27 protein-coding genes are annotated in these 26,342 nt (G+C 38.6%); 11 read left to right on the forward strand and 16 right to left on the reverse strand.

The genetic code is table 11. The features are described 5' to 3' along the window. The first annotated feature begins 1 nt into the window (after position 1). Positions 2-439, forward strand: coding sequence for a hypothetical protein (locus ASG14_RS19570; protein ID WP_056872775.1), 438 nt, complete (start codon positions 2-4; stop codon positions 437-439). Here ASG14_RS19570 and ASG14_RS19575 read toward each other — a convergent pair. Continuing rightward, the gene (locus ASG14_RS19575) at positions 436-2,589 is read right to left on the reverse strand and encodes an FUSC family membrane protein (RefSeq protein WP_056872854.1); all 2,154 of its coding nucleotides are present in this window, start codon (positions 2,587-2,589) and stop codon (positions 436-438) included. The two genes, ASG14_RS19570 and ASG14_RS19575, sit on opposite strands and share 4 nt — an antisense overlap. Positions 2,590-3,342: 753 nt before the next feature. Here ASG14_RS19575 and ASG14_RS19580 point away from each other — a divergent pair. Next, positions 3,343-4,695 (forward strand): PhoH family protein, encoded by a 1,353-nt coding sequence (locus tag ASG14_RS19580; protein ID WP_056872776.1) that lies wholly within the window; start codon positions 3,343-3,345, stop codon positions 4,693-4,695. On the opposite strand, the gene ASG14_RS19585 is transcribed toward ASG14_RS19580, so the two are convergent. Beyond that, positions 4,692-5,903 (reverse strand): TCR/Tet family MFS transporter, encoded by a 1,212-nt coding sequence (locus tag ASG14_RS19585; protein WP_056872777.1) that lies wholly within the window; start codon positions 5,901-5,903, stop codon positions 4,692-4,694. The genes ASG14_RS19580 and ASG14_RS19585 overlap by 4 nt on opposite strands. Before the next feature lie 286 nt (positions 5,904-6,189). Here ASG14_RS19585 and gyrA point away from each other — a divergent pair, with 286 nt between their 5' ends. From gyrA to ASG14_RS19605, 4 genes are all read left to right on the forward strand, one after another. Further along, entirely contained in the window at positions 6,190-8,787 is a 2,598-nt protein-coding gene (gene gyrA / locus ASG14_RS19590; RefSeq protein ID WP_056872778.1) for a DNA gyrase subunit A, read from the forward strand. Positions 8,788-8,817: 30 nt separating this feature from the next. Further along, complete coding sequence (locus ASG14_RS19595) at positions 8,818-9,906, forward strand: lipopolysaccharide assembly protein LapB (protein WP_056872779.1); 1,089 nt, start codon at positions 8,818-8,820, stop codon at positions 9,904-9,906. 161 nt (positions 9,907-10,067) lie between these two features. Further along, the gene (locus ASG14_RS19600) at positions 10,068-11,138 is read left to right on the forward strand and encodes a lipopolysaccharide assembly protein LapB (RefSeq protein ID WP_235528628.1); all 1,071 of its coding nucleotides are present in this window, start codon (positions 10,068-10,070) and stop codon (positions 11,136-11,138) included. Positions 11,139-11,259: 121 nt separating this feature from the next. Further along, the gene (locus tag ASG14_RS19605) at positions 11,260-11,739 is read left to right on the forward strand and encodes a hypothetical protein (RefSeq protein WP_157275025.1); all 480 of its coding nucleotides are present in this window, start codon (positions 11,260-11,262) and stop codon (positions 11,737-11,739) included. Here ASG14_RS19605 and hemF read toward each other — a convergent pair. The 4 genes from hemF to ASG14_RS19625 form a co-directional block, all read right to left on the reverse strand. Further along, positions 11,736-12,632 carry an oxygen-dependent coproporphyrinogen oxidase gene (gene hemF, locus ASG14_RS19610; protein WP_056872782.1) on the reverse strand — a complete coding sequence of 299 codons (897 nt, stop codon included), beginning with the start codon at positions 12,630-12,632 and terminating at the stop codon, positions 11,736-11,738. The two genes, ASG14_RS19605 and hemF, sit on opposite strands and share 4 nt — an antisense overlap. A gap of 108 nt (positions 12,633-12,740) precedes the next feature. Beyond that, positions 12,741-13,970 (reverse strand): MFS transporter, encoded by a 1,230-nt coding sequence (locus tag ASG14_RS19615; protein ID WP_056872783.1) that lies wholly within the window; start codon positions 13,968-13,970, stop codon positions 12,741-12,743. Positions 13,971-14,072: 102 nt separating this feature from the next. After that, positions 14,073-14,297 (reverse strand): hypothetical protein, encoded by a 225-nt coding sequence (locus tag ASG14_RS20115; protein WP_082491731.1) that lies wholly within the window; start codon positions 14,295-14,297, stop codon positions 14,073-14,075. A 117-nt stretch (positions 14,298-14,414) separates the two neighbouring features. Next, positions 14,415-14,723, reverse strand: coding sequence for a hypothetical protein (locus ASG14_RS19625; protein WP_056872785.1), 309 nt, complete (start codon positions 14,721-14,723; stop codon positions 14,415-14,417). Positions 14,724-14,803: 80 nt separating this feature from the next. Here ASG14_RS19625 and ASG14_RS19630 point away from each other — a divergent pair, with 80 nt between their 5' ends. The 3 genes from ASG14_RS19630 (at position 14,804) to ASG14_RS19640 (ending at position 17,429) form a co-directional block, all read left to right on the forward strand. After that, positions 14,804-15,289: a DUF4442 domain-containing protein gene (locus tag ASG14_RS19630; RefSeq protein ID WP_056872786.1), complete on the forward strand. Its 486-nt coding sequence runs from the start codon at positions 14,804-14,806 to the stop codon at positions 15,287-15,289. A gap of 9 nt (positions 15,290-15,298) precedes the next feature. Next, complete coding sequence (locus tag ASG14_RS19635) at positions 15,299-15,928, forward strand: helix-turn-helix domain-containing protein (protein WP_056872787.1); 630 nt, start codon at positions 15,299-15,301, stop codon at positions 15,926-15,928. Positions 15,929-16,067: 139 nt separating this feature from the next. Further along, positions 16,068-17,429, forward strand: coding sequence for an MATE family efflux transporter (locus ASG14_RS19640; protein WP_056872788.1), 1,362 nt, complete (start codon positions 16,068-16,070; stop codon positions 17,427-17,429). Positions 17,430-17,486: 57 nt separating this feature from the next. Here the strand turns inward: ASG14_RS19640 and ASG14_RS19645 are convergent, their stop codons facing one another. From ASG14_RS19645 to ASG14_RS19680, 8 genes are all read right to left on the reverse strand, one after another. After that, complete coding sequence (locus ASG14_RS19645; RefSeq protein WP_056872789.1) at positions 17,487-18,221, reverse strand: hypothetical protein; 735 nt, start codon at positions 18,219-18,221, stop codon at positions 17,487-17,489. A 38-nt stretch (positions 18,222-18,259) separates the two neighbouring features. Further along, positions 18,260-18,943, reverse strand: coding sequence for a pseudouridine synthase (locus ASG14_RS19650; RefSeq protein ID WP_056872790.1), 684 nt, complete (start codon positions 18,941-18,943; stop codon positions 18,260-18,262). Positions 18,944-19,120: 177 nt separating this feature from the next. Continuing rightward, the gene (locus ASG14_RS19655) at positions 19,121-20,023 is read right to left on the reverse strand and encodes a histone deacetylase (protein ID WP_056872791.1); all 903 of its coding nucleotides are present in this window, start codon (positions 20,021-20,023) and stop codon (positions 19,121-19,123) included. Then, entirely contained in the window at positions 20,020-20,883 is an 864-nt protein-coding gene (locus tag ASG14_RS19660) for a bestrophin family protein (protein ID WP_056872792.1), read from the reverse strand. Before ASG14_RS19660 ends, ASG14_RS19655 begins: the two co-directional genes overlap by 4 nt. Beyond that, entirely contained in the window at positions 20,876-22,177 is a 1,302-nt protein-coding gene (kynU, locus tag ASG14_RS19665) for a kynureninase (RefSeq protein WP_056872793.1), read from the reverse strand. The genes ASG14_RS19660 and kynU overlap by 8 nt, the downstream gene beginning before the upstream one ends. Positions 22,178-22,241: 64 nt before the next feature. Next, positions 22,242-22,730: a pyridoxamine 5'-phosphate oxidase family protein gene (locus tag ASG14_RS19670; RefSeq protein WP_056872794.1), complete on the reverse strand. Its 489-nt coding sequence runs from the start codon at positions 22,728-22,730 to the stop codon at positions 22,242-22,244. Positions 22,731-22,783: 53 nt separating this feature from the next. Beyond that, positions 22,784-23,389, reverse strand: coding sequence for a DNA-3-methyladenine glycosylase (locus tag ASG14_RS19675; RefSeq protein ID WP_056872795.1), 606 nt, complete (start codon positions 23,387-23,389; stop codon positions 22,784-22,786). Between the two features lie 2 nt (positions 23,390-23,391). After that, positions 23,392-23,880 carry a GAF domain-containing protein gene (locus ASG14_RS19680; RefSeq protein WP_056872796.1) on the reverse strand — a complete coding sequence of 163 codons (489 nt, stop codon included), beginning with the start codon at positions 23,878-23,880 and terminating at the stop codon, positions 23,392-23,394. A 156-nt stretch (positions 23,881-24,036) separates the two neighbouring features. Between ASG14_RS19680 and ASG14_RS19685 the strand changes: the two genes are divergently transcribed. Together ASG14_RS19685 and ASG14_RS19690 are read left to right on the forward strand one after the other, a co-directional pair. Further along, the gene (locus ASG14_RS19685) at positions 24,037-24,717 is read left to right on the forward strand and encodes a DUF3291 domain-containing protein (RefSeq protein ID WP_056872797.1); all 681 of its coding nucleotides are present in this window, start codon (positions 24,037-24,039) and stop codon (positions 24,715-24,717) included. A gap of 25 nt (positions 24,718-24,742) precedes the next feature. Next, entirely contained in the window at positions 24,743-24,994 is a 252-nt protein-coding gene (locus ASG14_RS19690; RefSeq protein WP_056872798.1) for a hypothetical protein, read from the forward strand. Positions 24,995-25,287: 293 nt separating this feature from the next. On the opposite strand, the gene ASG14_RS19695 is transcribed toward ASG14_RS19690, so the two are convergent. Both ASG14_RS19695 and ASG14_RS19700 read right to left on the reverse strand, forming a co-directional pair. Further along, positions 25,288-25,629 carry a Dabb family protein gene (locus tag ASG14_RS19695; RefSeq protein WP_056872799.1) on the reverse strand — a complete coding sequence of 114 codons (342 nt, stop codon included), beginning with the start codon at positions 25,627-25,629 and terminating at the stop codon, positions 25,288-25,290. Between the two features lie 92 nt (positions 25,630-25,721). Continuing rightward, a complete protein-coding gene (locus ASG14_RS19700) occupies positions 25,722-26,219 on the reverse strand; it encodes a YMGG-like glycine zipper-containing protein (protein ID WP_056872800.1) in 498 nt (165 codons plus the stop codon). Positions 26,220-26,342 lie beyond the last annotated feature (123 nt).

Raw genomic sequence — 26,342 nt, forward strand, 5'->3', positions numbered from 1 at the left:
TATGAAAACGACCATTATATTACTTCTTTGTTTAATCTCGGCAAAGTTTTCAACGGCGCAACAAGCCAGGCAAACTATCGATTACGAATATTTTAGAGATGACAAGCAGCATTATGCTTTTGAGCTTTTTAAAAACACCTCCTCAAACGATGATGTTTTGATGCTCAATTTTGCATCGAACGGAACGCTAAGCAAAATCGATAAAATACACATTTTGAAAGGAGCAGAGGAAATTAAGCTGAAATTCAAAATGCGGCAAGACGTAGTTTCATCAGATAATCCGGAATTAAAATTTTATCCAATAATGTTTAGTAAAAAAGAACTTGACGAGAAAGTGCTCGGTTGCGAAGCCAAAATTAGGTTCAAAATGGATAACGGCATTATTTATACCTTGCCTTTAGTGCTTTGCAACACAACTGAAAGCGGTTTAAAAGACTAAATATTTATTTTAACAGAAAGTTTGTAAAGGTCGTACGCAACTTTTTGTATCAAATCGAATTGTTCAGGCACCAAATCTTCGCCAGACTTAATTACAATTGCATTATCGTTAAGTCTGATAAGCGGTACATTTTCTACAACACTTTGTCCTTTTTCCAAACTTTCTACACAAGTATCCAGCAAATAAATCGTATTGTTGGCAATTGGCTTCAGGGCATCGAAATTCTCAAAATGAAAGTCGTGCTCTTTGTTGTATAGCGACAGCGTAGCAATATATGATGATATCAAATGGTTTAGCGCAGTAAACTGATGAACCTCTTTAATAAACATTTGTTTACTTTTTGGTTCGGAAAACATCCGTTGAAATAGCGACGCCAAGTTCGCCGTGCTAACGTATACCTCTTTTCTGGCCAGTTTATATTCCGTTCGGTTATAATTCTTTTCAAAGTATAGCTTTACAACCTGCTCAAAATAAGCCTTGTTAGCACGAAGAATATTCAACATAGCCTCCTTCAATTTTTCGTGTTCCCAGGTTGGAAAAAGAGAATAACTGGCTAAAAGGGCAATTCCCGAGCCGATAAACGTATCGTAAATTCTTTCCCTGGCAAGCGCAAGTGAACCCATGCCCAGAAAATCAAAAAGAATCAAGATGTAAGGGGTCATGAATAAAACGCTTACAACATAATTTTTTCGCTGGAAACTGTAGCAGCCAATCATACAAATGAGCAAAATAACAAACAGGGCATTTCTATCGTGCACAAAACTTAAAACGCCCATACCAACAAAAGCACCAACGGTAGTGCCGATTAACCTCTGGTAGTTACGCTCTTTTGTTAAACTAAAACCGGGTTTCGAAATCACAAGTATGGTTAAAAGTATCCAGTAACTATGCGAAAAATTTAAGATTTGAGACACCACAAAGCCTAGTACCATTACAACAGTTACCCTTAACGAATGCCGGAAAGTTGAGGAACTGTACGTAAGATTCTCCGTAAAAAGACTAAAGTCGAATTTCTGTCTGGTAATAAACTTTTCAGTGTCTACATCAGCCTTGCGGATATCTTTACTATTTCGAAGCTTGAAATAGCTGTTTATCGTTTTAACCCTGGCTAAAATGTTTTCGATGTTAACTTCGATATTCTTTAATGCAATAATGCCGGAAGTGCTAAATTGCTGTTTGTCGTTATGCTTTTCAAAATCGTTGATTTTAATTTTTAACCTTTCAATTTCTATAAGCAAGCGTTTCGAAACTACAGGCGTTCCGCCACTTTTCAAAGCAAAAGCAATATCATCCAAAGCATAGGAGATGCGTTTAATGGCCATCTCATAATCAGACAGGATTCCTGCAGAATCAAATTGCTCATGAAGTTGTTTGTAATTGTAATAGGTAGACATCACCTGCTCAAACAAATCTACCATATCTACAAAAACAAGCATTAAAAACCGGCCTTCAGGAGTCGAATCCCGAATAATTTCGCGGGTTTTAAAAAGCAGCTCCCTTACAGCATCCTGTTTTTCGTGTACCGAAACCTGTAACTGAATTAAATCGGCATAGGTTTTATCATAATTATTATTTCGGTGGTAAAATTTTGCTTTCTCCCTCAAAAACTCGGCAACTTCAATTATCGAATCGCTTAAAGATTGTTGCACCATGCGGAAGGGACGGAGTCGATAAACGAAATAACTCAAACCTGTATACCACAAGCTTCCTGCTAAAACCATTAAAGAGTGAATTAACACTTCCTGCCAAGGCCTGATGTCATCAATACCGAGCACCATTATCAGTAGGGTAGCGGTACCAATCGCGGCAGCTCTAACACCATAAATGTAAAACATGGAGAAAATAAAACTCGATGCGGCAAGCAACACCCCGATAAAATAGTGGCTTTTATTGGTAAGTCCGGTTAAAATGGAGAACACAAATATCAATCCCGTAGTAACCAACATTGCATTTCGCCTGTGCACCATTGGCCCCGGACTATCAACCACGCTTACGCAAAGCGCTCCGAGCGATAATGTCATCCCATATTTGAGCATACCGAACTGCGCCAGAATTAGAGAAGGCAGCAAAACACCAATAGTTATGCGCAACCCATCGGCAAAGTAGGTGCTAAGTAAAAAATCCTGAACATTTCTAATGGGTTGCCTCATCTGCATGGTTACAAAAATAACATAATACCCATTCTTTTGTTGCAGGTTTTTATTTAACTTTTTGCTGGTTTTTAACAAAGCACGCAGAAATAAGAATGTTTTTAAAAGCAGACGATGTAAGTGATTGTTTATAAGCCTACTATCGTTAAATGTGGATAACCTGAAAGCACCTGCATTTGAATGGCTTTTAACCCATATTATTTATGAAAATAGATGTTAATAATACTGACTTTCAGGTGGATAACTTTGTTTATAAAAATAACCTAAAAGGTGTTGACATGAATGCTTTTACATCCTATATTAGTTTATATCAAATACGGAGTAGTTTGAGCGTTTGCCGAGAGTATTCAAAAGAAACAAAGCACTGAAAAGTAATTGTTTCGAATAATCTTCAAAAGATATGATTGTTTCTTAGCCGGGTTAAACCGATAAGAATATGAATGCAGAAGTTGAAAGGCGGAAGCGTAGGAAAATCAAAGGCTTAAGCAGACATTATTGAAAGTGGTCGTGTTTTACGGAACATCGCTACCGGAAATAATTTCTAAACGATTTACGAAAGTTGCAAAACCAGGTAAAAACGTAGAAAATCAAATTACAGATTTATTAGATGCCTTGCTAACGACCACGGTTGTTAATATGGTTAAAACGGGGAACTGAATCGCAAGACGAAGAGCCCCGTTTTTTTTTGCAGTTAGCCTGGTAATATTTTGCAGCCTTTTATTCATTATCTGTAGAAAATATTAAATTTACAGAATGGCTAAAAAAGGCAAATCGGTTTTAAATCCATCAAAAAAGATTTTTGTTTTAGATACCTCCGTGATTTTATACGATCACGATGCGATCAATAACTTCCACGAACACGATGTTGCCATTCCAGTTCAGGTACTAGAAGAACTCGACAATTTTAAGAGTGGAAACGACACAAGAAATTTCGAAGCACGAAGCTTTATCCGGCTAATAGACCTTGCCTCAAAGCAAAAGATTATTAGTGACTGGATTGCTTTGGCACCACCAAATTCGGGTAAATTTAAAGTCTTGCTCAATGAAAAACCTTCGAAAACAGATGCGGAAGATATTTACGGTAAAGGCAAAACCGACCATAAAATTTTAAATGCCGCCCTGAGTCTGAAGGAAGAATACCCCGGCAGCAAGGTTATTCTGGTTTCGAAAGATATTTGCCTTCGTTTAAAAGCGAAAGCGCTTAATTTGAACGCGGAAGATTACGAAACAGGAAAAATAAAAAATGTTGAGGAGCTTTACGCAGGCAAAACTGAATTGTATAACTTCCCCGAGACTGTTATTGATCTTGTAAAAAAAGAAAATCTTGTTGATGTTTCTAAAATAGACCTTCCTGCCAAGGATGGGAACCATTTCTTTTTATTGAAAAATAAGCGAAAAGCAGCGAATGTGTTCTATAACCACGCATTGAAAACAATTTCCTCGGTTTCTACAGAACCTATCTTTAAAATTAAGCCTAAAAACATTGAACAGGCCTTCGCGATAAATGCCCTTCTCAATCCGGATATTAAACTGGTAAGCATTCAAGGCAATGCAGGCACCGGCAAAACCTTGCTGGCTTTGGCAAGTGCGCTCGAGCAAAGGAGAGATTTCAGGCAGATTTACATTACAAGGCCAATCGTTTCCTTAAGCAATAAAGACATTGGGTTTTTGCCCGGCGATGCAAAATCCAAAACAGACCCGTTTATGGCGCCTATTTGGGACAACCTTCGTTTTATAAAAGAGCAATTTAATGGCGACGATAAAATGGTGGCAAAAATTGACGAGCTAATCAGCACTGAAAAAATTGCCATTGCACCTTTGGCATTTATAAGGGGACGAACGTTAACAAAGATCTTTTTTATCATCGATGAAGCACAAAATCTTACGCCACACGAGGTTAAAACAATTATATCAAGGGCTGGGGAGCATACCAAAATTGTGTTTACCGGCGATATTTACCAAATTGATACCCCTTATCTCGATTCAGAAAGTAATGGATTATCTTATCTGATAGAAAATGCAAAGAACCATCCGCTTTATGCACACATTACCTTGCACAAAGGTGAAAGGAGCGAACTTGCAAACCTGGCCAACGAACTCCTTTAATGGTATTTTCTTAAGGCCCTTACGGCGATAAACAAGCCTATAAGCGTTAAAAAGGCACTCAATATAAACGGTGCGCCAGGGAAATAAAACGGTGTTCCATCTTGAATAAAGTAGACAAAAATATGGCTCGCAAGAAATGGTCCTATAATCGCCGCTAAACTTTGCAGGCTCGTCGTTATTCCTTGAATTTCGCCCTGGGCATTTTCAGGAACCTGATTCGAGATAATGCTTTGCATCGCGGGTCCGCCCATACCGGCCAGGCAATATGGAATGATAAATAGCATCATCATTAAACCGTTGGCGGCAAATGCAAAACAAATAAAGCCGATAACGTAAAGCGTTAAGCCGATATATATTGCTTTCCTGTTGCCAATTTTAGGAATAATTACGCGTATTAGCCCTCCTTGAACAATGGCAACGGTAATGCCAACAACGGCCAGTGAGTAACCAATCATCGTGGGACTCCACTGAAATTTTTCGATTACGTAGTAAGACCAGTTTGATTGTACCGAATGACTGGCAACATACAAAAGGAGCAGGGTAGCCAGAAGACCCAGGATGGCTGGATATTTTGATGCGTTTACGAAAGAGCCAATAGGGTTTGCCCGTTTCCATGAAAAATTTCTACGCTGATCTTTCGCTAAAGATTCTGGAAGGATAAAATAGCCATAAAGCCAATTTATAAGCGATAAACCTGCAGCAACCATAAAAGGAACACGCAAGCCGAAATGACTTAGTAAGCCACCGCCAACTGACCCTAATATAAAACCTAAACCGAAAGCAGCGCCAACCATGCCAAAATTCTGGGCCTTTTTTTCTGGAGTAGAGATGTCTGCAATGTATGCCATTCCGGTGGTAAAGCTGGCGCCAGAAATACCGGCGATTATTCTACCGATAAAAAACCAAAAAATGGATGGTGCGAAAGATAGAAAGAGATAATCCATTCCCAAACCGAACAACGAGAACAGCAAAATTGGCCTCCTTCCATATTTATCGCTCAAACCACCTAAAATTGGCGAAAAAATAAATTGCGGTAAAGCAAAGGCAACCATTAGGTAGCCACCGTAATCTGCTGCAACGCTGGTATCACCACCGGTAAACTCTTTTATTAAATTCGGTAATACCGGGATAATTATCCCAAATCCTGTGCAGTCTATCAGCAGCGTAATCATGATGAAAATCATTGCCGATTGCTTTTGCTTTGCCATGTTCGCTTTATCTTTGAACACAAAAATAGCACTTTAATTTACTTTCGACCATAGCACCGAACCGAAAAGCGCTTATACTTAACGGAGGTCTTTACGAAGAAAATGATAAATTGCAAAAATGATTTAAACACAGCTTTAAGCCAGCTAAAAATTTGAAGCATCAAAAACCTTTGTCAATGGCTAAAACTTTTCCACAATGCCTTATTTCGCCATATTTTTGTTAAATTCGCAAGGTTATAATAATACCTTTTTTAAATATCGTTTTTGATAACGAGAATAATAAACTATGGCAGAAGATTTAGAAAATCAACAAAACGACAAAATCATCCAAATTAACATAGAGGAGCAGATGAAATCGGCCTACATTGACTATTCAATGTCGGTAATTGTATCAAGGGCTTTGCCTGATGTACGCGATGGATTAAAGCCGGTTCACCGCCGTGTTTTATACGGAATGCTCGACCTTGGTGTAACAAGTAATAAACCTCATAAAAAATCTGCCCGTATTGTGGGTGAGGTATTGGGTAAATACCACCCGCATGGCGATGCATCTGTGTATTTTACAATGGTACGTATGGCTCAGGATTGGAGCTTGCGTTACCCGATGGTAGATGGCCAGGGAAATTTTGGCCACATCGATGGTGATTCTCCGGCTGCAATGCGTTATACTGAAGCACGTTTCTCAAAAATTGCCGAGGAAATGCTTGCTGATATCAATAAAGACACTGTAGATTTTCAGTTGAACTTTGATGATACCTTACAGGAGCCAACGGTTTTACCGGCAAAAATCCCTAACTTATTGGTAAACGGATCAAGCGGTATTGCTGTAGGTATGGCCACAAATATGGCCCCACACAATTTAACCGAATGTATTGAAGGTATTGTTAACTATATCGACAACAGGGATATCACCATTGAGGAATTAATGAAGTTTGTAAAAGCTCCGGATTTTCCAACAGGTGGTATTATTTATGGCTATACCGGTGTAAAAGAAGCTTTCGAAACTGGCCGCGGACGTATTGTGATGCGTGCAAAGGCAGAAATTGAAAATTTAAAAGACCGCGAAGTTATCATCGTTACAGAAATTCCTTACCAGGTGAATAAGGCACAAATGATTGAGCGTACTGCTGAATTAGTTGGCGAAAAGAAACTTGAAGGTATCTCCAACATCAAAGATGAATCTAACAAGGACGGTATCCGTATCGTTTACGAAATTAAACGCGATGCGAACGCTTCAATTGTTCTAAACAACCTTTATAAATATACTGCTCTTCAAACTTCTTTTAGTGTAAATAACATTGCATTGGTAAAAGGCCGCCCGCAAATGTTAAATCTGAAAGATTTGATCGTACACTTTGTTGATCACCGTCATGATGTTGTTATTCGCCGCACCAAATATGAATTGGCTGAGGCAGAAAAACGTGCACATATTTTAGAAGGTTACTTAATTGCGCTTGATCATTTAGATGAGGTTATTAAACTAATTCGTGCGTCAGAAACACCAGAAGAAGCCCGTGTTGGCTTAATGGAGCGTTTTGGGTTGAGTGATATACAGGCCCGTGCGATTCTGGATATGACCTTGCGTCGTTTAACCGGACTAGAGCGTGATAAAATTAAAGAAGAATATGCTGAATTGATGAAAACCATCGATTATTTGAAGTCGATTTTGGCAGATGAAGGTTTGCGTATGCAGATCATTAAGGATGAGCTGGAAGAGGTAAAGCAGAAGTTTGGAGACGAGCGTAAAACAACTATTGTTCATTCTGCAGAAGACATGAGCATGGAAGATTTCATCGATGATGAAGAAGTTGTAATTACCATTTCTCACGAAGGTTATGTGAAACGTACGCCTGCAACAGAATTTAGAGCGCAGGGTAGAGGCGGTAAAGGTTCAAAAGGTAGTAATTCCAGAAATGAAGACTTTATTGAACACATGCTGGTTGCAACAAACCATAATTATATGTTGTTCTTTACCGAAGCCGGACGATGCTTTTGGCTAAGGGTTTATGAGATTCCGGAGGGAACGCGAACCAGTAAAGGTCGTGCGATTCAAAATATAATAAATATTCCGAAAGAGGAGAAAATTAAGGCTTACATAAAAGTTAAAAACTTAAAAGATCAGGAATATTTAGAGAATAACTTTATCATAATGTGTACCAAACAGGGTACAATTAAGAAAACTTCTCTTGAGGCTTATTCTCGTCCTCGTGTTAACGGTATAAACGCCATCAATATAAACGAAGGTGATGTACTTTTAGAAGCCTGCTTAACCAACGGACAGAGCGAAATTGTTATGGCTTTACGCTCTGGAAGGGCGATTAGGTTTAACGAAAGTACCGTGCGCCCAATGGGAAGAACGGCAACTGGAGTACGCGGTGTTAGACTGGCGCATGATAAAGACGAAGTTGTTGGCATGATTGCTGTAAACAATCCTGAAGTTACGGTGTTAGTAGTATCAGAAAAAGGTTACGGAAAACGGACTGATATTGAAGATTACCGCGTTACGAACCGTGGCGGTAAAGGTGTAAAAACGATAAATGTTACCGAGAAAACCGGTCAGTTAGTTTCGATTAAAGACGTTACCGATAGCGAGGATTTAATGATCATTAATCGCTCTGGTATTGTAATTAGAATACCTGTTTCAGCGTTAAGGGTTATGGGTCGGGCAACGCAGGGCGTGCGACTAATTTCCTTAAAAGGTGATGACGAAATTGCATCAGTTACAAAAATAGACCACGAGGAAGACGAAGAAGAAACTGTTGATTTGGACAGCGTATTAGTTGTTGATGGCGAGGAAGTAGAAGCCGACCCAACTGCTGAAATTGAGGAGAGCGATGACGATGAAAGCGAAGCGGACAAAGGTGAAACAGACGAAGAAAATTAATCCACTAAATAAGAATACAATAATAATTTTATGAAAAGAGTAATTCTAAGTATAATTTTAGCAGGTGTAACAAGCTTTGCATTTGCTCAGAAAGGTGAAGTTGCCGAGGCTAAAAAAGCCTGGGGAATCTTTCAGATTACAGGACAAAATGCTTCTGTGCCGATGGCTAAAAAATTAGAAACGTTATCTGGCGCATTAGCGCACACAGATAAAGCTATCGCTGATGAAAAATCGAAGATTATGCCTGAGGCCTGGTCATACCGTGCATTGTTATCGTCGGCAATTGCGATGGTAGATACTGCAAATGTGCAGAATGCTGATGCAAATTTGAAAATTGCTACAGATGCTATCGCGCAAGCTAAAACTTTAGACACCAAAGGTGCCGAAAAAGAGAACATTGCTTTAGCGGAAACTAATGTTGCAAATGCAGTAAGAAATGCAGGTGTTATAGCATATAACAAAAAGGATTTTAAAACCGCTTACAACAAATTTGTACAGGCTACAACAATTAATCCGGCAGATACTTCTATGTATTTGAATGCCGGTATAGCCGCTAGAACACTTGGTGACTATCCTGGTACGATTCAACAATTTAAAAAAGTGATTTCTTTAAATTCTCCTCAATCTAAAGATTTGTATGCAGAAATTATCGACATCACATTGAAACAACAGAAAGATACAACTGCAGGTTTGGCTTTAATTAAAGAGGCAGCAGCGAAGTTTCCTGAAGAACCAAGCTTCATTAAAACAGAAACCCAAATCTATATAGACAAAGGTGATGCTGCGAAGTCTGAGCAAATGTTAAATACTTTAGCTACGAAAGAACCAAACAATGCAACCTATCAAGTTTTGCTTGGCAACATTTACTTCTCGCAGGCTTTAAAGCTTCAAAACGATCGCAATAAGATTGACGCGAAAAAAGTGAAAGAATTTACTGAAGTAACCACCAAAATGAATGGTTTGCTTGATAAATCTGTACCTTATTACAAAAAAGCGTTAGATATTGATGCCAAGAATGCCGGTGCATTAGAAACATTGAAAACGATTTATGCTTTCAAAAACGATACAAAAAACTACGATGAGATTAAAAAACGTTTAGACGCACTTCCTAAACAATAATTTAATTCAATTCCAAAAAAAGAGCCCTGAAATTTCGGGGCTTTTTTTTTTATGTTTATTTTTACCACTCATCACCATACTTACATATGCAAAACGTGCCTAAAATCTTATTAGCTATCCTGCTTACGCTTTCTCTTAATTCATTTGCTCAAAAAAGCCAAATGTTAATAGCACGTAACGCTGTTGGCAAATTGCAGGCCTCGTTTGCCAGTAAAGAGGATGCCAAGAAGCAATTAGGGATAATAACCGAAGGTTTAAAAGCGATTGAGCTGGCCGAAAAGGACAACAAAACTAAAAACTGGCCCGAAACCTGGGCAATCAAATCGTATTTAACATCATATGCTTCAATAATTGAAACGGAAAAAGCCGCTTCTTTCAAATATTTCGATACTGCTGTTGTGGCCATAAAAAAAGCCAATAGCTTGGATAAATATGAAGATCCATCTGGTTTAATTAAGGCTTCGGAGCATAACATATTGATTAAGAAGCAGGAGCGGGGCAATCTATCATATTTCGATAACGACTTTAAAGAAGCCCTTGAAGACTTGCGGGAAGTAAGTGATAAGTTTCCTAATGATTCTACACTTGCACTTAATACGGCAATCTGCGCCCAAAATGTACAACAATACGACGAATCATTGAAGTATTTTAAAAGAGCGAAAGACGATAGTATCAGGAATCCAGCTGTTTTCCAAAAAATGGCGCAGTTATATAGTGCAAAAGGTGATAATGAAAGCGCTATAAAGGTGTTAGAAGACGGTTTAGCTTTAAACGCATATAACCACACGCTTACAAATGATTACATAAATCTCTTGTTAGATACAGAAAACTTCGATAAAGCACAGGGCTTAATCGAGAATAACCTGAAAGTCGAAAAAGGAAATAAGTTGCTGTTCTTTCTTTATGGTTATCTGCAACAGCTCGGTGGAAATAATTCTACAGCAATTTTAGCATATAATAAAGCCCTAACAACCGATCAAAATTATTTTGATGCCTTATATCAGATGGGCTTAGCATATGTGAACACGGCAAATGATGCCTTGAAAAAGCCAGAAGCAGATAAGATTTCTCAATACAATTCCTTGATTAACCGTGCGCAGTTTGCCTTGTTGCGTGCCAACGAAATCAATCCAAATGATAAACCAACTGTTCAGTTGCTCATTGAAATTTACACACGTAAAAAAGAGCAGGATAAGGTGCAGGATTTGCAGCGCAGGTTGCGTGAACTTTAGTAATAATAGGCTGATAGGACCATTCAAAATCTGAGGAATTTGAAGACCATATTAACATAATATTAATTATAAGACGAAACCATTGTTTATTTCAATTGAGTGATATTGATAAATTAAACCTGTGAATTCATCCCATACGATACAGAACTGGTTGGTATTATTTGACTCGGAAAACCAGGCTACAGAAACGCAATCGCTGAAAGAATGGTCGACTTGTAATTTCTTTTTATTTCCGTTTAATATAAAGGGAAATCAATCAATGGATATTTTGAAAGAGATCTCTAAGCAAAATATTCAGGGAATTATTTTTGTAATTGGCCCAAGCACAAATTATTTACATTCCGTTTTTTTGGAGGATTCAAAAAAAGTAATCTCGCTTACGTTGCCAATAATCTGCTTCAATATCAACCAGAATCTTGGTCTGGACGAAATTAGTTGTCCGCGATTTTTGTGGTCTGTTGGCGCAATCCACATGCCTTTAACAACCGAAGATGTGACATTTACGCTTTGTAATATTGCAGCAGACGCGAGAATAAATGAAAGCACTGGAAGTTTCTTTTTCAGACGGAACTATCCATACGATGACCCGTTAAGATATTAGACCCAATTGATTCCTTTTTTAAGCAATTGTTGAGTGTTATGCTCGGCAGAACCGATTTCGGGCTGAACATTATAGCCCCAGTTCGCTTGCGGTGGTAAACTCATCAGGATAGATTCAATTCTGCCATTGGTTTCTAAACCGAATTTTGTGCCCGAATCGTAAACGAGATTAAATTCTACATACCTGCTCCGGCGGTGAAATTGCCAGTTTTTCTGTTCCTGGGTAAACGCTTTATCGCGATTTCTGTCAATTAATTCGGTATAGATTGGCAAAAATGTTTCCCCGATATTGGCTGAGAAATCCAAAATCTGCTCCCAGCTAAGGTTTGTGTTTTCTGGCTTTAACCGGTCGTAAAATATTCCACCGATCCCACGGGTTTCTTCCCGGTGTTTAATAAAAAAATAGTTGTCGGCATTTTCCTTAAATTTTGGATAAAAACCGGCATCAAATTCGTCGCATGCTTGTTTTAATTTGTGATGAAAGAAACGGGCATCATTTTCAAAAACATAGTGCGGAGTTAAATCAATTCCGCCACCAAACCAGCGTGTTTCTTCATTTAATTCGAAATACCGAATATTCATGTGAATAATTGGTACCAGCGGATGATTTGGATGAATTACTATTGAAACGCCGGTTGCAAAAAACTCGTCTTCGGTTACGTTGAAAGCTTTTTTAACTGCTTCTGGCAATATTCCATGAACGGCAGAAAAATTAACGCCTCCCTTTTCTATTAAATTGCCATTTTGCATAATCCGGGTTCGTCCGCCTCCCCCACCATTTCGCTCCCAAAGCTCTTCCTCAAACTTTCCGCTGCCGTCGGCACGTTCCAATCCCTTGCAAATTTCATCCTGTATTTGCTTATATCGCTCTGCTACCTCTTCTTTAAACATCATCAAATTCAATATCTGAAGCAAATTTAACGGTATTAAAACAGCTATCGGGATTTAAAATTATAAAGTACATTTTTTTGACATTAAGGATATCCCCGATGCTTTTCGGATTTATTCTTCCAGGTAATCTAAATCCTTATTAAAACTTTCTTTTAACTGACTGAGGCCAAAAACGGCTATGATAGTTAAAATTCCCATTACAATATATCCTGCAGCAATCAGCCCATATTTCTGTGTAAAAAATTCAAATACAAATGTTATTGGGATAAGTGCACCACGAACAAAATTGGGTGCTGTTGTTGTAACCGTCGCCCGGATATTGGTGCCAAACTGCTCGGAGGCAATCGTTACAAAGGTTGCCCAGTAGCCTACAGAAAAGCCCATAAATAAACAAATCCAAATGAACGAACTGCTGTTCAAGCCGAAACTGGTAAGGTAAATAACTACACTTACAACCGATAGAAGATGAAATATGAACACAGTTTTTCTTCGGGATTTAAGCACCTGTGCGAGTAAGCCGGTAACCACATCACCAATGGCAATACCAAAATAGGTAAACATGATGCCTGTTCCAGCTTTCAATGGTTCTGTTGCACCCAATGCTTTTCCGAATTCGGGGGCTAACGTTACAAGAATTCCAACAACGAACCATAGCGGAATGCCAATTAAAATGCAATACAAATATTTTAAAAATCGTTTTTTATTGTTAAAAAGCATTAAAATGTTGCCTTTTGATATGTCGGTTTTAGCAGCGTGCTTAAACATGCCGGATTCGAAAGTGCCGACCCTAAGTAAAAGCAAAACCAAACCCATACCGCCACCAACAAAATAAGAAGTTTGCCAGGTGTATTTGGATGCAACGGTTGCGGCTACTGCAGCGCCTAAAAGACCTATAGCACCAAAAATCATAGTACCATAACCACGCTTCTCTTTGTCCATGGTTTCAGCAACAAGGGTGATTCCTGCGCCCAACTCGCCCGCAAGGCCAATGCCGGCAATAAATCTGATTATTGCATAACTGTTAACGGAGGTTACAAACCCATTGGCAATATTGGCCAAGGAATATAATAAGATGGAGCCGAAGAGAACTTTTATTCGTCCAAGTTTATCGCCCAGAATACCCCAGAGGATACCACCCAATAAAAGGCCAAACATTTGGGAGTTAATAATTAGGAAACCATCACTACGCATGTTTTCAGGGGAAACCCCTATTTCGGTGAGGCTTTGGACACGGACAACGGAGAATAAGACGAGGTCATAGATATCTACAAAATAGCCCAGGGCGGTTACTATGACCAGAAAGATTACATTGCGATTGTTGACTTTAGCTTGTAAGTCCATTTTAAATACTTGGTTTATTTGCTGAAAGTACAAATTAGCGCAAATATTTAAAACAGATTATAAAAATAAAGCCACCCTATATTTAGAGTGGCTTTTATTCTCCTACATTGGAGGCATTTTTTTCGCTGTGTCCGGCGGTGTTGTCGTTTTCGAAGTATCCGGTGGAGTTGTGGTTTTAGTAGTATCCATCGGCGTTGTAGTCGTTGTTGTTGTCGAATCCATCGTAGTGCTGTCTGATGAGCCAGCCATGTTTTTAGACGAATTGCATGCTGAAGTGGCAACCATTAATGTGCCAACGAAAGCAAGACTTAAGATTATTTTTTTCATAGTTTTTTTAATGTTATCTGTAGTCTTAACAACCTTTCAATCATTTGGTTTTAATTTTTTAAACAAATCAACCCAAAATAATTTACAAACATCAGTATAACAGGTATTTATCTAAACCTACTCATGATGAATTTTCAACTTATCGAGAAGTTGTGGCGAAACATTCTCTGCGTAAACGCCATAACCATCAACCAATACGCCTTTCAAATTGCCAACATTGGATGAAATTGCATATACAACAGAACTATCTGCAGGGTCAGTCATCCCCTCAAATCGGTACACCTCATCAATTTCAAATTCTTCAGGCATTAAGAGTAAATCAATTTCTTTACACTCAAGGGCTTCGGCCGTCAGATTGAAATCTAAATTATATCCCCGGCTATCTAAATCGGCTAAAGCAGCCGTAACTGTATCGTAAACATGCATAGTTCGAATTTACTAAAATATTACGGAAACATCCGCGGCAAAACTTTAAAAGCTGATAAATCTTTCTGATATTAGTAAATATGATTATTTCTCAAAACACGCTTAAATGGGTGATGCGCCTATATCCACCATTGTTTTTTCAGCGCATTTGGGTTCAAAAGTTTGAAGGTGATTTCACAAGTTGTTCAGTAAAACTTAGCAAAAGCTTTTTAAACAAAAATTACAACGGCTCTATTTTCGGTGGTACTATTTATGCGGCAACCGACCCTTTTTATGCTTTGTTATTCGATCAACTTATGCAAAGACGAGGATTTAAAGTTCGCGTCTGGCTAAAAAGTGCTTCTATTCAGTACCTCAAACCGGGTCGCGGTAATCTATATTTTACCATTCGTGTAACCGAAGTTATGATTGCCGAAGCGGAGGAAGCATTAAAAACTGTCGGAAAGTTTGTTAAAGCCTATCCAATGGAGATAACAAATAAAGAAGGCGAACTCTGTGCTACTGTGATGAATGAAGTATATATCCGAAACCTGCACCAAGGCGAAATGCCTAGGGTTGCCTATTAAGATGCCGTTATGCCGAGTATTAAGAATTTAATTTTGCAGGGCGAGGGCGTAAACCTCGATTTCAAGAAAACCATTACCAGCACCGAGAAGATAGCAAAAAGTTTGGTCGCTTTTGCCAATAACAGAGGCGGCAAATTACTAATTGGTGTTGCCGACGATGGTACAATTAAAGGCGTGAAATCTGAGGATGAAGAAAAATATATGATTTTAACCTCAGCACATCAATTTTGTAAGCCTGCTATTGAACCTAACTTCGAAGAAATTTATGTTGATGACAAACTGGTTTTGGTAGTAAATATTCCTGAAAGCGATACTAAACCACATTATGCGTTAGATGACCAGAAGAAATGGTGGGCCTATATTCGTATCAATGATAAAAGTGTTTTAGCAAGCAGAATTATTGTAGAGGTTTTGAAACATGATAATAAAGATGGCGGTGTACTTATTTCCTACTCTGAAAATGAGCAAAAATTACTTAGATATCTGGAGGAAAATGAACGCATTACTTTAAAGCAATTGAGTAAGTTGCTTAGGTGTTCCTTCAGAAAGGCGCAAAAAATTCTGGTTAATTTAATTCTAACCAACGTAGTCAAAACCCATACTTCCGAAAAAGAAGAATATTTTACGGCGGTAAAGTAAGCTTGCCGTATTCTATTTCCCTGATATTGAGGGTTTAAATACCTTAACCAACCGAGCTGTCGGGTTCTCTTGATAATGTTCAAACAAATTCTTTAAAGGCGCCATTTTGAGCGTTAAAAATCAGACCTTTGCCCCACTTATGTTTTCGAAAATCTACGCCAAATACAAGCCATATTATAAAGAAAATCTTCACCTGGCATTGCCAATTGTTGGCTCGCAGGTTGGCCACACACTTGTACACATGGCAGATAGTGTTATTGTTGGGCATTTTACAGACACTACACAACTTGCTGCAGTATCTCTGGTAAACAGTATTTTCATACTCATCATGGTAATTGGCCTGGGAATCTCCTATGGATTAACGCCGCTGATTGCTCAGGAAAATGGTCGGCAGAATTACGAAGAATGTGGCAAATTGCTATCAAACAGCTTAATCATAAATGTTTTAGTCGGTATTTTCCTTTACATCCTGGTACATTTTGGTGTACTGTTAATCATTGATAATCTCCATCAAACCCCAGCGGTCGTTTACTACGCAAAACCTTATCTGGGCCTACTTTCTGTGTCGATTATTCCGCTACTGATTTTTCAAACATTTAAGCAGTTTGCAGAAGGATTAGGTTTTACCAAGCAAGCCATGTTCGTTTCAATTTGGGGGAACATTGTTAACATCATTCTGGGCATTGTTTTCGTGAAAGGAATGTTTGGAATACAATCGATGGGCGTAAGTGGTGTTGGCTTAAGTACGCTCATTGATAGGGTTCTGATGGCTACAGTTATGGCAATTTACGTTTTGAAATCTGAAAATTTTAAAAAGTACCTGGTGGAGTTTAAAATAACCATGATTGACAAATTACGAGCTCTAAAAATTATTAAAATTGGTGCGCCAGTTGCCATGCAATATTCTTTCGAAATTAGCGCCTTTAGTGGTGCAGCTGTCCTTATCGGAACCATTGGCTCGGTAGAACAGGCCGCACATCAAATTGCGATTAGTCTGGCAGCAATGACCTACATGATTGCCAGTGGAATTGCTTCGGCGGCGACCATAAAAACGGGTAATAATTTTGGCAAAAACAATTTTAGCGATTTAAGAAAATCAGCCATTGCCAGTTATCATGTAATTCTCTTGTTTATGAGTTGTACGGCAATCATTTTTGTACTTGCACACAATGTGATGCCTTTTATTTATACCGAAGATTTGAAAGTTGTGCAAATAGCAGCGCAACTGCTCATTATTGCCGGTTTTTTTCAACTATTTGATGGAACACAGGTAGTTGGCCTGGGCGTCCTGCGTGGAATTGGCGATGTTAATATGCCGACCTTCATCACTTTTTTAGCGTACTGGGTTGTTGGAATTCCGGTTGGCTACGTTCTGGGCTTCCATTTCAACCTGGGTGTAAATGGAATCTGGTATGGCCTTACTTTTGGTTTACTAACTGCTTCTATCCTACTTTTCCTTAGGTTTCAGAACAAAACTAAATCGCTGAACTTAAAGGTTTAGATCATGGGTTTATTTCCTGAGGATAGAAGGCAATCGGTGTCGCAAAGGCAGAATGGGTTACTTTCCACCAACATTTACCACAACACCAATGGTAAAAATTGAGTTGCCGGCAGACATATAATCGCGGTTTTTTAAACCAATATTGCTACTAGTTGTATATTGGAGTTGTATGTTTTTATTTAAACCCATCCTGGTAAAAAATATCGGCTCGAAGAAAATATTATCCTCTTTTGGTTGAACAACACCATTCAAGAAAAATCTGTCCATTTTTACATGGCTTATTCTCAGTGCAGTACCATAATTTATCGGAAAATCTTTACCAAATAGCCTGAAATTATTTTTACGTTTCGAGCTGTAGTTCACTTGCAGAAAAGACTTTCTGTAATCAACTTCCTGAACCTCACTTTTCACCAATACATCGTCCTTATAATCACGAAATGTGATATCACTCCACCCCTTTCCAACGCCGCCATAAATTTCGATAATGCGGTTATTGTCTGGCCCGAAAGTATCAAAATAACCGCCGCCTATTTCTATTAGCTTGTGTCCGAAATCTTTACTTCGCCTTTCGCTGTTCATCGTAGAACCGCTAAACAAAACACCAATATGATTAGAAACTGCATAGGCGCCGTTAATACTTGCATTTCCCTTAAGCGAAATGTGACCTCCACCACTAAATTCGCCTTGCTGACTAAGCATGGGCGTGTTAGGCACATTGGGCATATAAACTGAAGAACAACTGCTGGCAAAAAGCGCTAAGATTGGGAAAGCTAAACGTAAGTATTTATTCATAGATGATTAATAAACAGATTTTCGAAAAAAAAATTGTGCTACAGGCTCATTTTCATAAAACCCATCACCCTTCTAAACTCATCATGCAAATCTGCCTGCAAGTGAATACGTTCTGATGTTTTTGGGTGGGTAAAAGATAATGCCGATGCATGCAAGAGCATTGTTGTCATGTTCCACTGCTCTAAAAAAAACTTGTTTTGTTTGTTGCAACCATGTGTTCTGTCGCCAATAATCGGGTGTAAAATGTGGCTAAAATGCCTCCTCAACTGGTGCATTCGGCCGGTTTTAGGGGTTGCTTCCACTAAAGAGTATCTGGAGGTTAAATGCTTCCCGAATGCTACGTCTACCTCTGCTCGTTGCAGCGTTTTAAATGCTGTAAAAGCATCTTGCATGCTACCATTTTCTTTGGCTAATGGATAGTCAATTTCCATATTATCTGGTGTAAAACCCCGTAAGATAGCCAGATACTTTTTATCTGTTTCTGCATTCATAAATTGTTGATGCAAAGCAACTTCTGAGTCTTTATCGAAAGCAAAAAGTAAGATACCACTCGTCTTTCTATCTAGCCGGTGCACCGGACTCACATGTTTACCTACCTGATCGCGTAGTAGCTGTAGTGCAAATTCTTTCGCATCTCTGGCAATTGATGACTGATGCACCAGCAAACCATGTGGTTTATTAATCGCAATTACATAATCGTCCTGATAAATTACCTCCAGCATGCGGTGAAGATAAGGATATTTTTATTTTGAAAGACTGATTTCATCTTTCGAACAACAGCGATGACTAATGGTGAAAACATAGCCGTAGGCAAGCGACAAGCTGTTTGATGTGAAAAAATTTTATTGTTTAAAACGAGAAATTGGCTAATACAGCAATTAAGATGCAATCCCATAGCATTAAGTAAACATATCGAAGGCAAGCCGATAAGTGTTACAATGCGCATCTACGATGTCTTTTATATCAGCAGAATACCCGCCACCCATACTTACCTGAACGGGAAGATTTTTTGTTTTGCAGGCTTCCAAAACAATCCTATCTCGCTCCTTACATCCCGCTTTTGTAAGCGCCAACTTCCCTAGCTTATCTGTGGAAAGAACATCTACACCTGATAAGTAAAAAACAAAATCAGGGTTTGCCTCTGCAAAAGCCTTCTTTAAGTTAACTGTCAACGCATCCAAATAGGCTTCATCTTCAATATTGTCTGGCAAAGGGACATCCAAATTTGATGTTTCTTTCCGAAAGGGGAAATTTTTATCCCCATGCATGGAGAAAGTGTAAACCCTTGATTCCTTATTAAATATTTCTGCAGTACCGTTTCCCTGGTGAACATCTAAATCAATGATTAATATCCGTTTGCTTAAATCATTATTCAACAGATAATTAGCGGTTATCGCCTGGTCATTTAATAAACAGAATCCCTCGCCCCAATTGCTTCCTGCATGGTGTGTTCCGCCCGCAACATTAAAAGCCACCCCTTCCCTCATCGCAAACTTAGCGCCATCAATTGTTCCCTGCGTTATTCTTAGTTCCCGCTCAACTAATTCTGCGTTCAGCGGAAAACCAATCCGACGTTGTTCTTTTGGCGGCAAGGTTAACGCTTTTAGTAGCTGCCAATACATTTTATCATGCGTAAGCAGAATAATGTCTTCAGCTATTGGTTCTGGTTCAAATAAATTCTCAGGCTCAATTACACCTTCATGAAGCAGTTGCTCAGGAATTAGCTCATATTTCAGCATTGGAAAACGATGCCCTTCAGGAAGCGGATGGGCGTATATTGGATGCCAGGCAATCTTTATCATTTACTCAAAATCTCTTCAACGTGCTTTTCAATATTATTGCAAATTACGTCAACCGGCAGGTCGTTAGCATCCTCCCCGAAAGGATCTTCTATTTCTTCAGCTATTAACTCCAAACTCGCCAACACATAAAGGATAAAGGGAACGATAAGAACCAGGTAATAGCCCAAACTGAACACCCAACCTATTGGTATCGTCAGCACATAAATGAAGATAAACTTTTTTATAAATACACTGTACGAGAACGGGATTGGCGTATTTTTTATACGCTCGCATCCACCGCAGATATCTGTAAACTGATTTACATCATTGGTTAACACGATTAGCTGCTCCTGCGATATCAGGTTTTGCGATGTCAATTCGTAAAGCCGGGAAATCATACTGCTCGCGATTTGATTCGGAATGTGTTTTGTACCCTCGACTTCTATCAAAAAACTGTTCTTGCCGAAGTATTTTTTCTCGCGTAGATGTTCTTTAAGTGCAAACGCATATTTCGGAATACCGTATTCAAAAAAACGTGTATCGTTTTCGGGCAGGTTTAGCGCCTTAATTTTCATGGCAAAGTTTCTGCTCACGTTTGTCAGCGCACCTAATAACTTTCGGCCATCCCACCACCTGTCGTAAGAGGTATTGGTACGAAAAACCAATAGCATTGAAATCACGAAACCAAGCAAACTGTGCATCATGCCAATATTGCTAACATAATCGCTTTTAGAGAGTTTGAAGACGTGTAATTCTAAAAAAGATATGAATGCCGAGAATATAGCAACGCTTAACATCAATGGCCATAACTTCCTAAAGGTATCTGCTTTATGAATATGAAATATGAAAGTGAACCAGTCTTTCGGGTTATAATTAATCATTCGTATCTATAATAATTTTTTTGGTTAACTGCATTAAAATTCTCCCCACTTGATAAATATCCTGAAAAGAATTGTATAGCGGAACCGGACTCAATCTAATAACGTTCGGCTCACGCCAATCTCCGAGCACATGATTTTCCACCAAACCATCAAATATGAGCTTTCCTTTTTCCTTCGCAATAATTGATAATTGCGCTCCGCGATCTGATGGATTGCCAGGCGTTATGATTTTATATTGTGCTATTCCAATTTCCTTATTTACCTCATTAACAATAAACTCCAGATAAGCAGTTAAACTAATACTCTTAGCTCTTAAAGGCTCGATAAATCCTGCCTCCCGAAAAATGCCAAGTGAAGCGTGATATAAAGCCATAGGAATAACCTGCGAACAACTAATCTGCCAACCGTCAGCACCGCTTTCCGGTATAAATCCTTTTTCCATTAAAAAACGTTTGTCTTCTTTATATCCCCACCATCCAGCGAAACGGTTCAACGATGTGTTGTTAAAATGCTTCTCGTGCACAAAAATACCACTTATACCACCAGGACCAGAATTTTGATATTTATAAGAACACCAACAGGCGAAGTCTACACCCCAATCGTGAAGTTTTAAAGGTACGTTGCCAGCTGCATGTGCTAAATCCCAGCCAACAATCGCTCCAACCTGGTGCCCTGCGTTTGTAATAGCCGCCATATTATACCATTGCCCGGTATAGTAATTAATTCCTCCAAAAAGGACTAACGCTATTTCATCACCTTGTTTTTCAATTTCAGCAATAATATCCTCGGTTGCCAACACATCACTACCTTCACGCGGGTACACTTCAATAATCGCCTCATTTGGATCAAGTCCATGGAATTTCACCTGACTCTCAATGGCATATTGGTCGGATGGGAAGGCGCCACCTTCCATAATTATTTTGAAACGTTTTCCACTGGGTTTGTAAAAACTCACTAACAGCAAATGAAGATTAACTGTCAGGGTGTTCATTGGACAAACCTCGATTGGATTTGCACCAACAATTGGCGCCATAAGCTCTTTCAACTCCTTGTGGTAAAACATCCAGGGTTCAGCGCCATCAAACCAACCTTCTACTGCATAATTCGCCCAATTATCTAGCTGCCTGTTTATAACCTCCTTTGCAACTTTAGGTTGTAATCCTAAAGAGTTGCCACATAAATAGATAAATTCTTTATCAGCATGTTTTGGAAAAAGAAATCTGTCCCTAAAGCCTTTCAACTCGTCTGCCTCATCCAGCGCTTTTGCAAAACTTAAATTGTTTTCGAAATTCATTATTCAATATTACAAAAAAAGCAGGTATTGTTTCCAAACCTGCTTTTAAAAGAAGTTTAATATTCTAGAATTTCATAGTATCATGTTTTCCAATATCTGGCGTGTCACCCGTAACAACAGCCTTTAAAATGCTAAACAGCACCACAAATTTTGATGATGAAGAATCCCAATATTCAGCTTCATCTGGCGTTACTTTTATCAGAATCAATCTTGGGTCTTCCACCCCGTCAGGGAACCATGCTTTTACAAATGGCGAGAAATAAGATTCTTTCCTTACCTTATCATCAACAAGTTCTGCCTTCCCTTTAACTGTTAAATATGTATTTTTAGAAGGGTCGCTGTAGGCCAGCAATACATTGTTTTCTTTGGATATTTCTTTTGATTTTAGCGAGTATTCATTTGTGAAAAACCAAATGCTTCCATCGTCTTCTATTTTTGCAGTACCCATTGGCCGGCTTCCAAGTTCATCACTTGAAGAAAAGGTCGTAAACATACAGGTACGTACGCTTTCAGCCATCTCTTTTAATATCGCTATGTTTTTTTCGTTTTTCATTTTTTTAAGTATTTGAATGAAAAACAGGAATGCGCCCGAATTGTTTGCTGAGGTTAAAGCTTATTTGGCTTGCTTACAAATTTATTACCCTTAACGTAAAATCTCCAGGGCAGTAAAGCGTGTTCTTTTGCATAGGCTATGCCAATTCTAGGCGCTGCCGTAATGTTTTCTGCAGGATAAGAAATGTTATGGTCTTCAATCCATATTTCGTCACCTGATAAGTCTTTCGCATTAAACGAGCGATCGATACCAAGTGCTTTCGCAGCAGAGCCTGGGCCAGACGAAATTGCTGGTTTCGAAACCGGCATATTTCGCCGTTCTTCAATCAACGCAATATTAATTAGTGGTTCTATAGCCCGTACCAGCACCGCATGTGGATCATCTCTTGAGGAGGTTACGACATTGAAAAGGTTATGCATGCCATAACAGAGATAAACATATGCAACACCGCCTTGTGCGTACATCGTCTCTGTACGGTTAGTTCTTCGCCCGCCGTACGCATGTGAAGCTTTGTCTTGAATCCCAAAGTAAGCTTCGGTTTCTACAATGATTCCAGCAGATACCGCTCCATCAATTTTTGTAAAAAGAATCTTTCCCAGTAAGTCTTTTGCTAAAAAAACAACATCATTATTTGAATAATATGCAGGAGATAATTTCAATTTTACTTGCTATTTTGATTTAATAAGATTGATATAACTTGCTCTAAGTAAAGCTTATCTGTGTCATTAAAATGATCCAAAAATTCGCTGTCCACATCTAAAACGCCTATAACCTCGTTATCGTTTATCAGGGGCAATACAATCTCAGACTTTGATGCTGAAGCACACGCAATGTGGCCCGGGAAATCATCTACATCGGGAACAACCAGGGTTGTTCTTTGCGCCCATGATGTGCCACACACACCTTTACCTTTTTTAATTCTTGTACAGGCGACTGGTCCCTGGAATGGACCTAATACAAGCTCGTCACCTTTAACGAGATAAAAACCAACCCAAAACCACTGGAACTGTTCTTTCAATGCCGCCGCAACGTTAGCCATGTTTGCAACAAAATCCGACTCACCGTGCAATAGTCCTTCAATTTGTGGAAGCAACGATTGGTACTGTGCTTCCTTACTTACTGATTGGTTTATAATTAAATCTTCTGCCATGCCACAAAGTTAAACATCAGAAACTGATTTTAAAGCCTGCGATAATTAATGACGCAAATCTGAATGATTAAGTCAGAATTGTGACCAATAACGACAAATTTTGAAGTGAAACTAACACTAATTTCATTAGTTTTGACTGAATTAACCCAATGAAGCATGATTGTCGCTTTAACCATAACAAAGTTTAGAAATAGAACTATCCCATTTGCGTTTATTGGAATGGCAATTTTACGTTTACCGCTTATGCTTAACAGGAACTGTCGCTTTTGGAAACTAATGGGGAGCGGAAAAAACGCCCAGGTTGATTTAGGGCCGGATTTTAAGCACTGGGCGATACTCACAACATGGGATAATAAAGCTGATTGCGACCAGTTTTACCAAAACTCATTCGTAATAAATTGGTTTCGTTTTTTCGGATTTGAAGAATTCACAATCTTACTTAACCCTTTATCATCACACGGATTATGGGCTGGTAAGCAACCATTTACAGTTAAAGATAAAAAAAATGCTGACCCTAGGGTTGCGGTTATTACCCGTGCTGCTATTCGATTTAAAAAATTGAAAGAGTTTCGTAGCAACATCAAAAGAGCGGCAATAGAGATGAGAAAATCAGAAGGCTATATCTTGTCAGCCGGCGTTGGTGAAAATCCGTTTCTAGATCAGGCAACATTCTCAATCTGGGAGAATGTAGAATGTATGAAGAATTATGCCTACAAATCAGTCGATCATTCTGATGTAATTAAGCTTACAAGGCAACGCAAATGGTATTCTGAAGAGTTATTTGCCAGGTTTGAAATAATCGAAAGCCATGGTACTTTAAACGGGCAAGCAATTTAAGCGCATACACAAACACCATAAACACATGAGAGTAATAGCAGAACTTCCACATCCTGAATGTAAAATATCTATTTTTTCTATGAACCAAAAATACATCGTAAAATTTGAGCAGGGTGTATTTGAGCAAAGTTATAAACTTGCCGAATTGGACCTTAGCGGAGGGGGTGTCAACGATGTATTCGAAATCCTCGACGAGGAATTTATCGCCACTGTGGTTGAACGTTTTAAAACCATGCGCAGCGACTTCAACCTGGCTTACAAAAGGCATCAATACTAAAGTTAGAAACTATAACTATTTGATTTAAAGGTATTAATCTGTTCAGACAGAATTTTATTTTGCATATCAAATCATTTTTGACATCGAAACGTTGAGCTATATTAAGTTTTTAAATACTTAAATTATTTTAACTTATTGATAGTCAATTAAATATTATATCTAAGAGAATATTATTTTGTTTGATTTTTTGCCAAATAAGTGACATTCTAGCTAAAGTTGACATATAAAAAAAGCCCCGGCGATATTAACCAGAGCTGTTTTTTATGAATCAATTAACGGCTTTTTAGTTGCTATTATTTCATTGAAGAGATAACAATATCATGAACCACTACCCGATACCAATTGTTAGAAAATTTTTCTACAGCATCTAAATGCGTCTTGTCTTCCTGATATGCATTATGATCTGCAAGGTTTGCGAATGTTATCGTGAGGGCGTAAGTAAAAGAATTATCGGTAACAGGCCTAACTGGCGTAGCAGCTGCCAAGCCATAGTTGAGAGTCTTGATGTATTTAATCGGTTTTAATGCTTCGAAAAAATTAGCAAACGCTGCAATTTCAGTTTTAGTTAATTGGGGTTTTAGCCAGAACATTACGAAATGCTGTACCTGCCCAACTTCTACATTATCATATTCCATATTTGGGATTTTATTTTAAAGATAGTACGAATTTTGACAAAAAAAAAGGCGGTCATCATTGATAACCGCCTCGTATATTTAAAGAGTACTCTTTAGTTTTTTGGTTGTACTCGTCCGGATTTTCTATCCTCGCCTCTACCGATTAAATAACCACCACCGGCTCCGGCCAAACCACCGATAATTGCACCACGGCCTTTTTTCTTATCGATTAATGCACCACCAACTGCACCTGCAGCAGCACCAATTACTGTACCTTTTGCAGCATCACTCCAACCTTTTTTCTTTGCAGTTGGTTGCGTACCGCCGTAAGAACTAGTTGTTCCGCCACCAGAGCTTGCATATGACCTAGATGATTTCGCTCCTGCTCTACGTGCAGCAGCTAATTCTGCCTGGCGTTGCGTTTCTGCAGCTTGTTCTTTTTTAACAATTTCTGCTTTTTTAAAACTGTCTAATCTCAAACTATCCTTAACAGCCTTAACTGCTAATTCTTTATCTGCCTGTTGTTGTTTAAGTGCCGCTTCTTCTTTTGCTTTATTGTTACAAGCAAACATTACTGAACTAAGTGCCAACACTACGAATATCTTTTTCATAACTTTTAATTTTATTAATTTTTCCTAGCTACCTAACCTCACTATGAAAATTCATTTGTGAATGATTTAGTTAATTACTGATACTTAAGAAAAAATAATGCCAAAATGTTTTAAATATTTGAA

It is taken from the genome of Pedobacter sp. Leaf194, from assembly GCF_001423945.1.
Lineage (GTDB): Bacteria > Bacteroidota > Bacteroidia > Sphingobacteriales > Sphingobacteriaceae > Pedobacter.